Here is a 13,682-nt window from a genome sequence, read left to right on the forward strand (position 1 = left end):
GGGAACCGACGGAGGCGAGCGACGGGAGGACGCTCGACGGGACGTCTCGCGCTCGCGAGTCGGCACAAGAATGATACCGAATGCACGCCAACCGGTCGATATGTCCTCGCACACGAACCCCTCCTCCAGAGACGGCGACGACGGTTCCGCTCGGCTCGGCCGGCTGTTCGCGCCGAAGGCGTTCCTCCTCGCGCTGGTGCTCTCGCTCCTCGGCGTGTTTCTCGGCGGCCTCGTCCCGCTCGTCGGCGCGATTCCCGGCGTCTCGCTGCTGCTTCGCGCGCTCGGCCTGTTCGCCGCCGCGTTCGTCGTCGGCCTCGTCGCCGACCGCCCCCGGTACGTCGAGGCCGCGCTCGCCGGCGCGCTCGTCGGCGTGTTCAGCGTCGTCCTCTCGACGCTCGGGGCGTTTCTCCCCGTCGCTGTGAACGTCATCTCGCAGTACGGCGTCGAACTCGGCGGCGTCGGAGCCGCTGTGGGTGCGTTCGTCGCGCTCGTCGGGCACTACTTCGGCCGCGACCTCCGCGACGGCGTCACGCGAGAGCTCTGACGGGGCCGGTCGACTCCGACACGCTCACCGGACGGTCCACTGGTCGTTCTTCCGAGCGAGCAGTCCGCGCTCGTACAGCGCGTCCAGCACCTGCTCGACGACTTCCGGCGGGGCGCTGACCTCCTTGGCGACGGCGAGCGTGCTCGTCGCGCCGCCGGCGACCGCCGCGAGCACTTTCGCGTAGAACCGGCTGTCGGCGTCGGTACCGATGCGCTCGTTCAGGCGGTCGAGCACGTCGGTCATGCGGCCGTGGACCCACCGCTGGGCGAGCGAGAGCTCGTTCTCGATCGTTTCGAGGCGGCCGAACTCCCGCGCCAGCGATTCGAGGTCGTCGCCGTTCTGCCGCGGCTCGGCGTCGATGCTCAGGTGCGAACAGCGTCCGGTCAGTTCGAGCGTCGGACTCGCCGGATACGCGCTCTTCGTGCCGAACCCGTACGGCGAGACGTTCACCTCCAGACGGACGTTCTGGGCGATGTGGAAGTACTTCCGGCGCTGGTCGTCGGTTCGGCTCTCGACGAGGCCCGCCTCCTCCAGTTTCCGGAGGTGGTCGATGACGGCCTTCGGACTGACGTTGAGGTACTCGGAGATCTCGGTGACGTAGCACGGCTTGTGCGAGAGCAAGCGGAGGATACGTCGCCTGTTCTCGTTGCCGAGGAGATCCAAAAGTACCGCAGAGTCCATGCCCACCGGTAGGCCGGCAGAACTGAAAAGGCTGACTACCCCCGAATCCGCTCGCTCGCCCTCGAATCTCGCTCGCAGTCGCGCCGCGCGTGCTCGTTTTCGTCGGCGTCCTCCTCGCCGGGCGAAGCGTTACGAGTGGCGTCCGCGAACGTCCTCCTTTCCGGGCGCTTCACCGTTCGGCTGGGTCACGTCCGTGGTGAACTTGCGTTCGACCGGAACTCCGTCGTCTTCACCGTTCGTCTGGCCGGGGTTCGGGCTCTCCGGGCGGTCCTCGCCGTCGCCGACGCCGTCGACCTCGTCGGCGCCCTCGCCGACGGGCTGGACGCTACTGTGGACGAACTGTCGGGAGTCGGCTGCTCCGTCGCCCTCGCCGGTGCCGTTGGGGCGGTTCGCCGGCGGTCCGAGCGGCGTCGTCGCCGTCGGGCCGGCGACGTTGGCGTGGGTCTCTCTCGTCTCGGTGCGGAGCGTCGACAGACGACTGGTGTTCGCGTCGACCTGCTCTGCGGCTCGCTCCGTCGCGTCGATAGAGACCGCCAGCGCGCTCAGTTCACCGTCGAGTTCGCCGAGTCGGCCGTGGTACCGCGGTCCCGAGAGGGTGTCGTTCTCGACCGCCGCCGACAGCGCGTCGCGGCGCTGACGGAGTTCGGCGAGGTCGCTCTCGAGGCGGTCGATTCGCCGATTGACGGCCGCTCTGTCGCCGTTTCGCTCGAACTGTGCTTCCCACTTCTCGTTCGTGACGACGCCGCGGGTCTCCGCAGCGGTCGATTGGACGAACGTCGTCACGTTGTCGCCGAGTTGGCTCTCGTCGGTGTCGACCTGCGACGCGGCGTCGGTCGTCGACGTCGCCGAGACCGAGGCGGCGGCCGGAACCGACGAGACGACGACGAACACCGCGACGAGGAGGGCGTAGACGGCTTTCATCGAATTTCGCTACCTCGCGTACGCCCATAAACACGAACCTCCGTTCGTTTCGTTCACCTTCGGGTTCGTTCTGTTCAGTGTGTTTCGAAGCCGGCAGGTGGAATCTACGCGGACCTGCAACGGTGAAATCAGACGGTAATCACCTCTTACTTCCGGACCGTCGGCTCCCGGAACCGGTCGAGTAGAACGGCCGCGACACCGACCGAGACGACCGAAATCGCCACGCTAGCTACTGTGAGGGTCACTCCCGGCTCGTACCGAAGCGGCGGATGGTAGCCGAACGCGTAGTCGAACACGTCGTTCGCAAACGCTAACACGAGCGCGAACGCGAGCGCCCCGCGAGTCGTCGCCCCGATGCGGGCGACGAGCGACGCTTCGACGACGAATCCGAGATGCGTGAGAAGGATACCCCAGTAACTCCACAGCGACGGGAGACCGAATCCGAAGTAGAGCTCCGGGCGGAGGTTCAGCGCCACAGCCGTCCAGAGGCCGAACTTCACCAGCCAGACGACCGAGAGCGTGTGGAGGTAGACCAGCGGGCGGTTCAGCGGTGCGTCGTCGATACTTCGGCCGAGGTTCGGCAAGAGCGTCGCCAACGAGAGCGTCCCCAGCGCTAACGCGGTCGGCGAGTCGCCGTACAGCGGCCACAGAAACGTCGATATCGCCGGCATCGTCTCGACGTAGTAGCGGACGCCGACGAGAAACGCTGCGGCGTTGACGACGAGCAACCAGACGAGACTCGGAGCGTTGCCGAGGTAGTACTCGACGTAGCGGTCCGGGATGAGGCGTGCGCTCGCCATTCGTCGGAGAGACGGACGGTGTGCGGTAAAAGTTGTCGAGACGGCGAGTCCTCCGCAGTTCGGATAGACGTGATCCCCGATTTGGTCCGCCTTTCCGACTGCTCGTCGTGACTTTGTTGATCACGCGGGAGACGACGGCGAACTGTTCGATGCAAAGGCTAGTTACCGTCGAAAGCCAACCAGGGAGTATGCAGGCCGCACTCGTTGTTCTCGACGGCTGGGGGCTCGGAGACCACGACCGGAGAGACGCCGTGAAAGCCGCGAAAACACCGAACTTCGACCGATTCCGCGAGAGCGGAGCGTACGGAACACTCGACGTGAGCGGCCGGCGCGTCGGGCTGCCCGACGGGCAGATGGGAAACAGCGAGGTCGGCCACCTCAACATCGGCAGCGGCCGCGTGGTCAAACAGGCGTACACCCGAATCAACGACAGCATCACGGACGGCTCGCTCTACGAGAACCGCGTCCTCACGGACGCGTTCGACTACGCCGCCGAACACGACGGCCGCGTCCACTTCATGGGACTCGTCAGCGACGGTGGCGTCCACTCCGACCAGGAGCATCTGTACGCGCTCATCGAGGCGGCGGCCGACCACGGCGTCGAGGCGGTGACTCACGCGTTCACCGACGGACGCGACACCTCCCCGACGGGTGGAGCCGACTACCTCGCGTCGCTCGAACGCGTCGTCGCCGACCACGGCACCGGCGAGGTCGCCACCGTCTCCGGACGGTACTACGCGATGGACCGCGACCAGAACTGGGAGCGGACGAAACGCGCCTACGACGCCATCGTGAACCGCGAGGCCGACCACGAAGCGCTCTCGGCGGTCGAGGCGGTCGAGAGCTCCTACGAACGCGGTGATACCGACGAGTTCGTCGAGCCGACGCTCGTCGCCGACGGCCCGGCGCTCGAAGACGGCGACGCGGTGTTCTTCTTCAACTTCCGGTCGGATCGAGCGCGACAGCTCGTCAGAATGCTCGGCGACGTCCGCCCCGAGTGGGCGTCCGAGACGACGCCGCCGGAGATTCACCTGGCGACGATGACTCAGTACGACAAGACGTTCGACTTCCCGGTCGCGTTCCCGCCGGAGCAACCCCGGAACACGCTCGGCGAAGTGCTCGCCGAGAACGGCCGCACGCAGCTACGGCTCGCGGAGTCCGAGAAGTACGCCCACGTCACCTACTTCCTCAACGGCGGCCGCGAGGTGGAGTTCGACGGCGAGATTCGACGCATCGTCCAGAGTCCGGACGTGCCGACCTACGACGCGACGCCCGAGATGAGCGCCGAGGAGGTGACCGACACCGCGCTGTCGATAATCGAGTCCGACGACCCCGACGTGCTCGTGCTCAACTACGCGAACCCCGACATGGTCGGCCACACCGGCGACTTCGACGCCGCCGTCGCGGCCGTCGAAGCCGTCGACGCGCAGCTCGGCCGACTGCTCGACGGCGTGTTCGCCGCCGGCGGCCACGCGCTCGTCACGGCCGACCACGGCAACGCCGACGACATGGGCACGCCGGAGACACCGCACACCGCTCACACCTACAACCCGGTTCCGCTCCTTTACCTCTCTCCGGCCGGCGACGCCGGCGGGAGGACGGTTCGGGCGGGCGGGTCGCTCTGCGATCTCGCGCCGACGCTGCTGTCGCTCATCGGCGTCGACCAACCGCCGGAGATGACCGGCGAGTCGCTTCTAGAGTAACTGGCGAACAGGCGACGGACAGCTCCTCGGATCGCTCCGTGACCGGGTCGTCGCGCTCCCGCCTCGTCCGGGTCACGGCCGCTCTCAGCGCACGAGGGGCTCTGGCCGCGTCCTCCGGTATAAACTTCGGGTGGCGGGCTATCGGAGTTTGACGTTCCGCTTCGACGCGTAGCGGTACAGCGGCCCCGCGAGGAGCAACACGCCGACGGCTGCTGCCCCCGCGACGAGGCGAACGTCGAACAGGCCGGTCAACGAGTCGGCGGTCAGCGCACCGAGCGACCCGCCGACGAGGACACCGCCGACCACCCACGGCGTCTCGCCGACTGCGGTTCCGAGGACGTACGACCGGAGCCGAACGTCGGCGACTCCCGCCCCGACGGAGACGATGTCGGAGGGCGCCGGAAACAGCCGGCTCGCGGCGACGCTGCGAACGTCGCCGGTCGTGTCGACGAACCGCTCACCCGCGGCCGCGAACCGGCCGCTGTCGCCGCGGATGTGACGGCCGAAGAAGTACGGCGGGACGCTGCTCACGACGACGAGCGCGAGCGCGACGGGCGCCCACGTGAGCGGCTGCGTATAGCCCACGACGACGGCCAGAAGCGTCGTCGGCCACGCCAACAGCGGGCGGACGAGCGCGACGAGCGTCAGCACGGCGACGAATCGAACCGGGTCGGCGGCGACCCATCGAAGCCGCTCGAACAGCGTTTCGGGAGAGACGAGCCACGCGGCGAGCGCGGCGACGAGGACGACGGCGGCCGTCGAGGCGAGGAGGGTGCGACGCGACACTCAGTAACACCGCTCCGTGACGACTGCGACGGCAGAGACGCCGATGTCGGACTCCATACCACCGATTCGCCGTCCGCCGTCAAACCCCTTGTGCCCGACGCGGCGCGGCCGGTCGCCCCACCACGGAACCGTTAACTCCGATGCTGCGAAATTCGCGGAACGTGCCCGACGGACCGACCGACGAGGGGGCCGGCATCGCCGCGACCCGCAGCGAGCGCATCGAGCTCGCCCTCGAACTGCTCGCACACCTCGAACACGACGAGCTGGAGCTGCCGGCGGTCATCGACCGCATCGAGACGGTGACGACGGACCCGTCGACGACCCGCGACATCCTCGACGAAGCCGAGAAGCGAGGCATCGTCGAACGCGACGGCGCGCGTATCCGAACGCGCCGCGGCGGCACGTTCGTCCGCTTCGAGAGCCAGGTCGTCACGCGCGAGGGCGAGTTCGACTGCCGGCGCTGCGGGGCGTCGATTTCGACGGGTCACTTCATCCGCTTCGAGGCCGGCGAGCTGGGTCCGTTCGGCTCCTCGTGTATCCGAAAAGTCACCGGTCGCGAGTGAGCACGCGGTCGCAGAACCGGCCGCGGAGACGCCGAGACGGGGGCGTCACCGACCGCGACTGAGTTCGTCGATGAGTCGCTCGAGGAGTTCGGCCTGGCGCCGTAGCTCCTCGTTCTGTCGTTCGACGGTCTCCGTCAGCGTCGCCAACTGCGCTCGGAGTTCGTCGGTGTCGTCGCCGGCGACGGGAGGCGCCGAGGCGTCCGACGGTTCCGGGACCGCCGTCTCCGGCGATGCCGACGCCGGTGCCGCCGCCTCGGCGGCGGCCGTCTCGTCGCTGGCGGACTCGAAGCCCGACCCCTCGAACGTCGTCGACTCCGCGGACTCCACCTGCGCGGCCGACGCCGCCGACTGCGATTCGACCGCCGTTTCGACGGCTGTCTCGCTCGTCGCGTCGCCGCTGCCGTCGTCGAGATCCACCGGGTCGTCCGGCCGCGTCGCGTTTTTCGGCTTCTCGCGCAACTCCGTGGGGTTGGCTTTCAGCGGCGCGGGGCCGTCGCCGAAGGAGACGTTCTTGCGGTCCTGCGCCGGGTCCGACTCGGACTCTCTGGCTTTCGCCTTCCGGAACGCGTCGAGCGAGGACGTCTCGTGATAAGTGCAGAGCGCGTCGGTCAGCGTCTCGCGGACCGCGCGCGCGTCGTCGTTCGGCGCTTTGAACCGCTCCTGGCGGCCGCCGAGCGTGAGGACGATGGAGGTGGCGACGCTGCCGTCCTCGAACGTGAGGTCGGTCACGTCGGCGTAGTGGTACTCCTCGTACTCCTCGTCCCAGACGGGCGCGCCGATGTGTTTGACGACTCGGTGGCTCGTGACGACGAGCGTGAGCTCGCTGAACCGGAACGTCTGCTTCACCGTCTCGCCCGGGTCGGTTATTCCGGCGGCGCTGAGAATGCCGGCCAGCACGGGGTGCAGCGCCTCTTGGAGGCGTTTCGACGGAATCGAGAACGACCGCTCGCCGTCGAGGCCGTAGTCCAGCGTCACCTTCGCTTTCCGCGAGGTGCGGCCGCCTTCGGAGACGGAGATGCGTTCGGCGTCGTGCGGATACTGTTCGACGGATTCGTCCGAGAGCAGCCCCTCGGAGCGGTAGATGAGCGTTCGCGTGGGCGTGACGAACAGTCCGTCTTCGCCACCGAGGCTCACCTGGGCGGCGACTGGTTCGTCGTCCAGTTCGGTCTGGACGAGTTCCGGCAGGCTCATGGCAGGGGTGTCCCGGTCACGCGTGATAAATTCAGGGGGTGCGGCGGCGAACGCGAATCTCGGTGAGAAACCGCCGCACGGTAAACCGATATGGGAAGCTTCAAGAGTCTCATCGGACAAGATGAGAGTGAGCCCGGGTGGCTTAGCTGGACATAGCGCCGCACTCATAGGGTTCTGAGATTCGGTGCGGTATCGCCTTGGAAGCCTCCGCCCCAACGGGGCCTGCCGAGCCTCTGACCTGGGATATGCGGAGATCGTGGGTTCGGAGCCCACCCCGGGCATTTTCCACTTCCACTTCGACTTCGCCCCGGAGCGCCCCGCACACCCCCGGAGCGCCCCGCACACCCCCGGAGCGCCCCGCTCGTCCTCGGAGGCGAGTCCGCGACTCGCGGCGGGTGGCTCCCTCGAAAACGATGTCGACGGCGTCGAGCCGTCTCCCCACTAGCACAAAACGGCCGGGCGCTGACGCGACCCCCGGACACTGACACACCACGGCGACCGGTTCGGGGCCGCCGTCGAGCGCCGCCCGGTAACGCGACGGTACGCGTCCGGACGACGACTCTGATAGTTCGTACCGGCGACACCTCCATAGTATTGAACTCCATACCGAACGAGCGAAAGCGCCGAACCACCGGTTAAGCCGAATTTGGCGGTCACTAACCCGGTGTCCGGTGCAGAAGTCGGGGCGAATTCGGCGCTCGACCTCCGCGTACACCGCGAACTCGTCGTCGGGAGAGGACGAGCTCGACTTCGTCGAGCGAGTCGGTGACGGGCCCTCCTGCGGTCTAATTCGGCTCGCACTCGCCCTCGGCGTTCGGAGTTGCGGGCGAAGTTACAAGCCCCGGTACGGGTAATCTGTACCCGATGGGTCCGAACACCGCGACGGACGCCGAACGAACGCCCGTGGGTCGGCCGGCGGCCGGGCAGACGTGGTTCGACGTCATAGAGGACGTTATCGACACCGAGATCGACCGTCAGGAGACTATCGAGTGTCGGTTCGAGCAACTGGAGGTGGACGTCCCCCTTCGGATGGAACCGGGCGCCGAAATCGCCCGCTGGCGACTCGACGGAACGGTCCGCGTCCACGTCGAAGGGACGCGCGGACCGCTGTCGGAGTGGCTCCGGTTCTGGTACAGCAGACTCTCCTGACGGCGTCCGCGGGCTCGCTGCCGACGGGTTCGGCCACTGCGCCGGTGGAGACGCGAACAACAGACCGCTCGGCGCTCCGACGCCCGACCCGACGACGTGGAACTGATATACCGCTACCTCGTTGTCCGGCCCGTGGACGTGCTTCGCCGACCAACGGTCGTTCTCGTCGTCAGTGTGTCGCTCCTCACCGCAGGCTGCGTCGGCGTGCCGCTCCCGTCGCCCGACGACGGCGCACCGTCCGCCGGCGACGCTCCGCTACCCGGCGAAGGACCGGGTCGAACCGCGACGGTCGTCGACGTCGTCGACGGCGACACGGTGAAGATAGCGTATCCGAACGGGACCCGCGACACGGCCCGTCTGCTCGGCGTCGACACGCCGGAGACGTACGGCGAGAGCGACCCCGCCGACTTCGAGAGCGTCCCCGACACCGCGGCGGGGCAGGCGTGTCTCAACGAGCACGGCGAACGCGCCACCGACTACGCGACCGAGACGCTGCTCGACCGCGAGGTCACGCTCCGGTTCGACGCGAACGAACCGCGACGCGGTTACTACGACCGCTTGCTCGTCTACGTGGTGGTGGACGACACCGACTTCAACTACGGCCTCGTCGCCGAGGGCTACGCCCGCGTCTACGACAGCCAGTTCACCGCCCGCGAGCGCTACTACGACGCCGAAGCAGCGGCACAGCGGGCGGAGCGCGGGCTGTGGGAGTGTGCGACCGACGACGGCGGCTCGTCCGCCGGAACCGGTCGGGGTTCGGAGACGGCGAGGGCCGACGGCGGCGACTCGTCGCTCGTCGTCGACGAGATACACGAGGACGCCGCGGGCGACGACCGGCAGAATCTCGTCGACGAGTACCTCGTCTTCCGGAACAGCGGCGAGGAGACGCTCGACCTGTCGGGGTGGACCGTGACGGACGAAGCGGGCAAGCAGTACCAGTTCCCGGACGGGTTCTCCCTCGAACCCGGTGCGACGGTCACGCTACGGACCGGTGACGGCGAGGACACCGACGAGACGCTGTACTGGGGCGCGAACAGCCCGGTGTGGAACAACGACGGCGACGAGGTGGTCGTCCGAGACGAATCGGGCGCGGTCGTCGCTCGGCGGTCGTACTGACCGCTCTCACAGTGGCAATCGACGAGAATCGAATCGGTGTCTCGGGTCTCAGACGGCGCGGCCGGTCACGTCGGTGCCGACGAGATAGGTGCCGGCCGTGAGCAGCGCCGCGGCGACGACGAGGATGAGACCGCCGACGACGCCGGCGAACGTCGAGGACGGCAGCGCCGTCGGTACGAAGCCGAGCGTGCCGACGACCATCATTCCCAGGCCGAGAGTTCCGTTGCGTGTTACGTCCATACCTCGGCTATATCGCCGGACGCATAATGAATTTCGCTTTCGTTCCGCGAGGGCGGTTCGAGACGCCGTGCCGACAGGACGGCGGTTCGACGTCTCGGTCGGACGAACCCCGCCCGCTCGTCACTCTCCGAACCGCTCGCCCGCCGGAATCACCACGTCGAGCCAATTCTCCTCGGGCGGGAGCGGGCAGGCGAACGTCTCGCTGTAGGCGCAAAACGGGCTGTACGCGAGATTGAAATCGAGCACCACCTCGTCGCCGTCTTCGAGTTCTCGGTTCGGTTCGAACTCCATGTACCGTCCGCCGCGGTACGTCTGCTGGCCGGTCGTCTTGTCGCGGAACGGGACGAAGAGCGACCGCGAGTCGTCGGACTCCTGTCGGTACCCGGCGAGCGTCTGCGTCTCGCCGCTGGCTTCGAAGTCGAACGTCACCACGCGGAGGTAGCGGACGTTCGGGCCGTTCGTCGTCTCCATCTCGACGGGGTCGGGTTCGTCGTGCGTCGTCACCGTCGCCTCGACGCGGTAGTCGGGGTCCGGGTCGAAGTAGTCGAGGCCGTCGAACGCCTCGCGCTCTTCTGGCGGAATCGGCGACTGCGGGTGGTCGGCGAAGAACTCGTCTTTCTGTTCGCGCTGGTGCTGGACCTCCGCGCGCCACTCGTCCACGTCGACTCCGGTCTCGGCTTCGCTGTCGCTCATGCGATTGCGTTGCCGGTGCCGACACAAATCGGTTGGGACCGCGGTCCGGTTCGGCGGTTCGCGCGCTTAGTTCGACTTCGCGCCCGCGAGGCGTTGGAACTGCGCGTCGGTGAGCGAGATGTCGCTCGCGACGAGGTTCTCCTCCAACTGCTTCGTCGTCCGCGCGCCGACGATGGGGGCGGTCACCTGCTCGTGGTGCAGCAACCACGCGAGACTCACCTGCGCGGGCGTCGCGCCGACCTCCTCGGCGACGGCTTCGACGGCTTCGAGCGCGTCGAAGTTCTCCGGCGTCAGGTAGGAGTCGGCGAACTGCTGGTCGTTGGCCGCCCGAGACTTCTTCGGCGGTTTCTCGTTTCGGCTGTACTTACCCGTCAGGAAGCCGCCGGCCAGCGGCGACCACGGGACGACGCCGATATCGTAGTGTTCGCACATGTCGAGGTAGTTACCCTCTATCTCCCGGTTCGCCACGTTGTACCGCGGCTGTGCGAGCGAGAACGGTTCGTAACCGCGCCTGTCCGCCAGTTCGTTCGCCATCGCGACCTTCCAGGCGTTCGGTTCGAGCGTCGACGCGCCGAGGTAGTTCACTTTCCCGTCGCGGACGAACTCGTCGAGCGTCCGCATGAACTCGCGGGCGGGCGTGTCGTCGTCCCACCGGTGGACGTAGAGCACGTCGACGTAGTCGGTGCCGAGGCGGTCGAGAATCTCGTCGACGTTGTTCCGGAGGTGTTTGCGGTTGAGCCCGCGGCCGTTCGCGTGGTCGCTGGTCGGCCAGTAAATCTTCGAGGCGACGACGAACTCCTCGCGGTCGCGGTCGGCCAACCAGTCGCCGATGTACTCCTCGCTGCGCCCTTCGCCGTACATGTCGGCGGTGTCGATGAACGTGCCGCCGGCGTCGGCGTACGCGTCGAGCAACTCGTGGGCCCGCTCGCGGCCGACTTCCAGGTCCCCGTCGTCGTTTCTCCGTCCGAATCGCCACGTGCCGAACGCGATTTCGCTCACCTTCGTTCCGGTGCGGCCGAGCGGAACCGTGTCGAGAGACATGCGAGAACGTGCGACGAGCGGGCGCTAAAGTACCCCGATTCGCGTCGTCGGCGAACACTCGAACGCGGCTCGACCCCGGCGACGACGAGTCGGTCGCGGGCACGGGGACGAGCTCGGAGGGCGGAATCGAAGGGGGAAGGTACGGTAAAGAGAGGCGTACGATGTATGGAGGGCTGCCGGTCCCGAGGGAGGCAGTGCGATGGTGTGGGGAAGTGCGGGAAGATGCAGCGGCGGAGAGATGCGGGGAACCGTACCGGAGTGGGAGGCTGCGGGGAACCGTACCGGAGCGGGAAGCTACTGCTTGTGACCGTGCCCGACGACGAGCGCCAGGATGTTCGCGACGAAGAGCAGCGGAAGCAGTTCCATCCCCACGCCGAAGATCGTCTCGCCGGCGACGACGGGGATGTAGAAGAACGGCAGCGCGATCGCGGCCCAGAAGGCCGTGAACTGCACCGGACGCGCGAGGATGCGGCCGCCGAGACTGTTCGAGAACTCGTCGACGAGGCTGTTCGATTGGCGGGGGCGTTCGTTCTTGAGTGGGGAGGAGTTGGACATGGGACCTCTCACCATCTCGTACAACTCGGGGGGTCATATAGGGGGTAGAGTGTTGAGCCGAATTCGGGAAGTTTTAGCATTGACCAGTTCCCTAATTGATCTTTCAAGACGGACTGAGAGGGGAGCTAAAAGTTTATAGAGGCTTCTCATACTTCGTCTCCACGTTGGAGTGAGTGTCTCTCACAACGGAGTTTTCCCTCCGATTGAACGAACTGGAGCGCGTAACCTACTCGATCTGACCAATAGCTATTTTGACCATTGTCGAACGCGGCGGTGGCCGGACGGGGAACGACGTCTGAGTCGCGTCTCGACCGTGGGGAGCACAAAAACCACCGCGTGCAAAACAGTCAACCGGCGGGCGCGTGAGAGTCGTCTATGCCAGACGTACGAGTGCTGAGTTGCGGCGGGACGATCGCCAGCGAACCGAGCGAGACGGGGGCCGCTCCGGCGAAACGCGGCGCGGAACTGGTCGAGGCGGTGCCGGAACTCGTCGAGTACGCGACGGTCACCGCGGAGGAGATCGCCTCGTACCCGGGGTTCGACATGCAGTTTTCGGCCGTCGCCGCCGTCGCCGAGGCGGTGGAAGCGTCCGACGCCGACGGGTTCGTCGTCACTCACGGCACGGACACGCTCGCGGACACGGCGTACGCGCTCTCGCTGCTGCTCGACGTCGACGTTCCGGTCGTGGTCACCGGGTCGCAGCGCCGCTTCGACGAGGTCGGAACCGACGCGCCGGCGAACCTCCTCACCGCCGTCAGAGCGGCCGCCTCCCCCCGATTTTCGGGCGTGTTCGTCGCGTTCGACGACGAACTCCACGCCGCCCGCGACGTGGAGAAGACCCACACGAACGCGCTCTCGACGTTCAAATCGCCGGGGAAAGGCCCCGTGGCGACGTTCACTCGGTCGGAGACGCATCTGCACCGCACCGCCGAGAGTACGTCCTCGGATTCGGCGTCGCTCCCGGTGGCGACCGCCGCCGACGCGTCGGCGACGGTTCCGGTCGTCCACTCGGGTATTAGTGTCGCCGGCGACGAACTCGACAGAGCGGTCGACGCCGGTGCGGACGGCGTCGTCGTCGAGGGGACCGGTCTCGGTAACGTCTCCCGGAGCCTCGGCGACGCCGTCGCGCGCGCGGTCGAATCGGTCCCCGTCGTCGTCAGTTCGCGCTGTCACGTCGGCCCGACCGACCAGGTGTACGGCACTCGCGGCGGCGGCGTCACGCTCCGCGAGCACGGCGCGCTGTTCTCGGGCGACCTTCCGACCTCGAAAGCCCGAATCAAGCTCCTGCTGGCCCTCTCCGCGGGTATCGAGGGCGACGACCTCGCGGCGCTGTTCGGCTGAGTTTCCGACTGCCGTCCGACCGATTCTTTACCCGCGGCACCGACCCTTCGGGCGAAATGGCCGACCTCAACCCCATCGCAAAGCGCATCCACAACGTCTCGCCGGAACCGGTTCGACTGACGCTCTCGGACGGGTCGAGCGCCGTCTATCAGTTCTCGGGGACGCAGTTCTTCCAACGGGAGTTCCAGGGAGAGGGCACCTGCGAGGACGACGACGCCGACTATCGGCTCATCACGAGCGAGGACAACGAGTCCGTGTTGCTCGGCCGGAAGGGGCCGGACGACGACGGCTGGTCGATGGTCGGCGAAGTGGTTGAAGCCGAGCGGACCGAACGAGCCGAGTAGCGCCCGACCCTCGG

The 13,682-nt window shown here is 67.4% G+C and carries 16 protein-coding genes and 1 tRNA gene; 8 read left to right on the forward strand and 9 right to left on the reverse strand.

Annotated features, from left to right (window positions below; translation table 11 throughout):
- Positions 1–100: 100 nt before the first annotated feature.
- Positions 101–544 (forward strand): hypothetical protein, encoded by a 444-nt coding sequence (locus DV709_RS13245; RefSeq protein WP_117594891.1) that lies wholly within the window; start codon positions 101–103, stop codon positions 542–544.
- Between the two features lie 24 nt (positions 545–568).
- On the opposite strand, the gene DV709_RS13250 is transcribed toward DV709_RS13245, so the two are convergent.
- The 3 genes from DV709_RS13250 to DV709_RS13260 form a co-directional block, all read right to left on the reverse strand.
- Entirely contained in the window at positions 569–1,225 is a 657-nt protein-coding gene (locus tag DV709_RS13250) for an ArsR/SmtB family transcription factor (protein ID WP_117594892.1), read from the reverse strand.
- 129 nt (positions 1,226–1,354) lie between these two features.
- Positions 1,355–2,146: a hypothetical protein gene (locus tag DV709_RS13255; RefSeq protein ID WP_117594893.1), complete on the reverse strand. Its 792-nt coding sequence runs from the start codon at positions 2,144–2,146 to the stop codon at positions 1,355–1,357.
- Positions 2,147–2,292: 146 nt separating this feature from the next.
- Positions 2,293–2,946 (reverse strand): DUF1405 domain-containing protein, encoded by a 654-nt coding sequence (locus DV709_RS13260; RefSeq protein ID WP_117594894.1) that lies wholly within the window; start codon positions 2,944–2,946, stop codon positions 2,293–2,295.
- Positions 2,947–3,134: 188 nt separating this feature from the next.
- Here DV709_RS13260 and gpmI point away from each other — a divergent pair, with 188 nt between their 5' ends.
- Complete coding sequence (gene gpmI / locus DV709_RS13265) at positions 3,135–4,649, forward strand: 2,3-bisphosphoglycerate-independent phosphoglycerate mutase (protein WP_117594895.1); 1,515 nt, start codon at positions 3,135–3,137, stop codon at positions 4,647–4,649.
- A 138-nt stretch (positions 4,650–4,787) separates the two neighbouring features.
- Here the strand turns inward: gpmI and DV709_RS13270 are convergent, their stop codons facing one another.
- Complete coding sequence (locus DV709_RS13270; RefSeq protein ID WP_117594896.1) at positions 4,788–5,435, reverse strand: TVP38/TMEM64 family protein; 648 nt, start codon at positions 5,433–5,435, stop codon at positions 4,788–4,790.
- A gap of 161 nt (positions 5,436–5,596) precedes the next feature.
- Here DV709_RS13270 and DV709_RS13275 point away from each other — a divergent pair, with 161 nt between their 5' ends.
- Positions 5,597–5,998 (forward strand): DUF5830 family protein, encoded by a 402-nt coding sequence (locus tag DV709_RS13275; RefSeq protein WP_232819741.1) that lies wholly within the window; start codon positions 5,597–5,599, stop codon positions 5,996–5,998.
- A 45-nt stretch (positions 5,999–6,043) separates the two neighbouring features.
- Here the strand turns inward: DV709_RS13275 and DV709_RS13280 are convergent, their stop codons facing one another.
- Positions 6,044–7,189, reverse strand: a complete 1,146-nt coding sequence (locus tag DV709_RS13280; protein WP_117594897.1) for a DUF7115 domain-containing protein — start codon at positions 7,187–7,189, stop codon at positions 6,044–6,046.
- 131 nt (positions 7,190–7,320) lie between these two features.
- On the opposite strand from DV709_RS13280, the gene DV709_RS13285 reads away from it, so the two are divergent.
- From DV709_RS13285 to DV709_RS13300, 3 genes are all read left to right on the forward strand, one after another.
- Positions 7,321–7,470: transfer RNA gene (locus DV709_RS13285), tRNA-Met, on the forward strand.
- Between the two features lie 583 nt (positions 7,471–8,053).
- On the forward strand, positions 8,054–8,338 hold the full coding sequence (locus tag DV709_RS13295) for a hypothetical protein (RefSeq protein ID WP_232819742.1): 285 nt from the start codon (positions 8,054–8,056) through the stop codon (positions 8,336–8,338).
- A 138-nt stretch (positions 8,339–8,476) separates the two neighbouring features.
- Positions 8,477–9,454, forward strand: a complete 978-nt coding sequence (locus tag DV709_RS13300) for a lamin tail domain-containing protein (protein WP_117595323.1) — start codon at positions 8,477–8,479, stop codon at positions 9,452–9,454.
- A gap of 48 nt (positions 9,455–9,502) precedes the next feature.
- Here the strand turns inward: DV709_RS13300 and DV709_RS13305 are convergent, their stop codons facing one another.
- The 4 genes from DV709_RS13305 to DV709_RS13320 form a co-directional block, all read right to left on the reverse strand.
- Positions 9,503–9,694, reverse strand: coding sequence for a hypothetical protein (locus tag DV709_RS13305; RefSeq protein ID WP_117594899.1), 192 nt, complete (start codon positions 9,692–9,694; stop codon positions 9,503–9,505).
- Positions 9,695–9,814: 120 nt separating this feature from the next.
- Positions 9,815–10,387 carry a DUF1684 domain-containing protein gene (locus tag DV709_RS13310; protein ID WP_117594900.1) on the reverse strand — a complete coding sequence of 191 codons (573 nt, stop codon included), beginning with the start codon at positions 10,385–10,387 and terminating at the stop codon, positions 9,815–9,817.
- A gap of 66 nt (positions 10,388–10,453) precedes the next feature.
- Positions 10,454–11,428 carry an aldo/keto reductase gene (locus DV709_RS13315; protein ID WP_117594901.1) on the reverse strand — a complete coding sequence of 325 codons (975 nt, stop codon included), beginning with the start codon at positions 11,426–11,428 and terminating at the stop codon, positions 10,454–10,456.
- 294 nt (positions 11,429–11,722) lie between these two features.
- Complete coding sequence (locus DV709_RS13320; protein WP_117594902.1) at positions 11,723–11,983, reverse strand: hypothetical protein; 261 nt, start codon at positions 11,981–11,983, stop codon at positions 11,723–11,725.
- A 375-nt stretch (positions 11,984–12,358) separates the two neighbouring features.
- Between DV709_RS13320 and DV709_RS13325 the strand changes: the two genes are divergently transcribed.
- Complete coding sequence (locus tag DV709_RS13325; RefSeq protein WP_117594903.1) at positions 12,359–13,324, forward strand: asparaginase; 966 nt, start codon at positions 12,359–12,361, stop codon at positions 13,322–13,324.
- Between the two features lie 56 nt (positions 13,325–13,380).
- On the forward strand, positions 13,381–13,668 hold the full coding sequence (locus DV709_RS13330) for a transcriptional regulator (RefSeq protein ID WP_117594904.1): 288 nt from the start codon (positions 13,381–13,383) through the stop codon (positions 13,666–13,668).
- Positions 13,669–13,682: the final 14 nt, after the last annotated feature.

The sequence above is a fragment of the Haloprofundus halophilus genome (genome assembly GCF_003439925.1).
Lineage (GTDB): Archaea > Halobacteriota > Halobacteria > Halobacteriales > Haloferacaceae > Haloprofundus > Haloprofundus halophilus.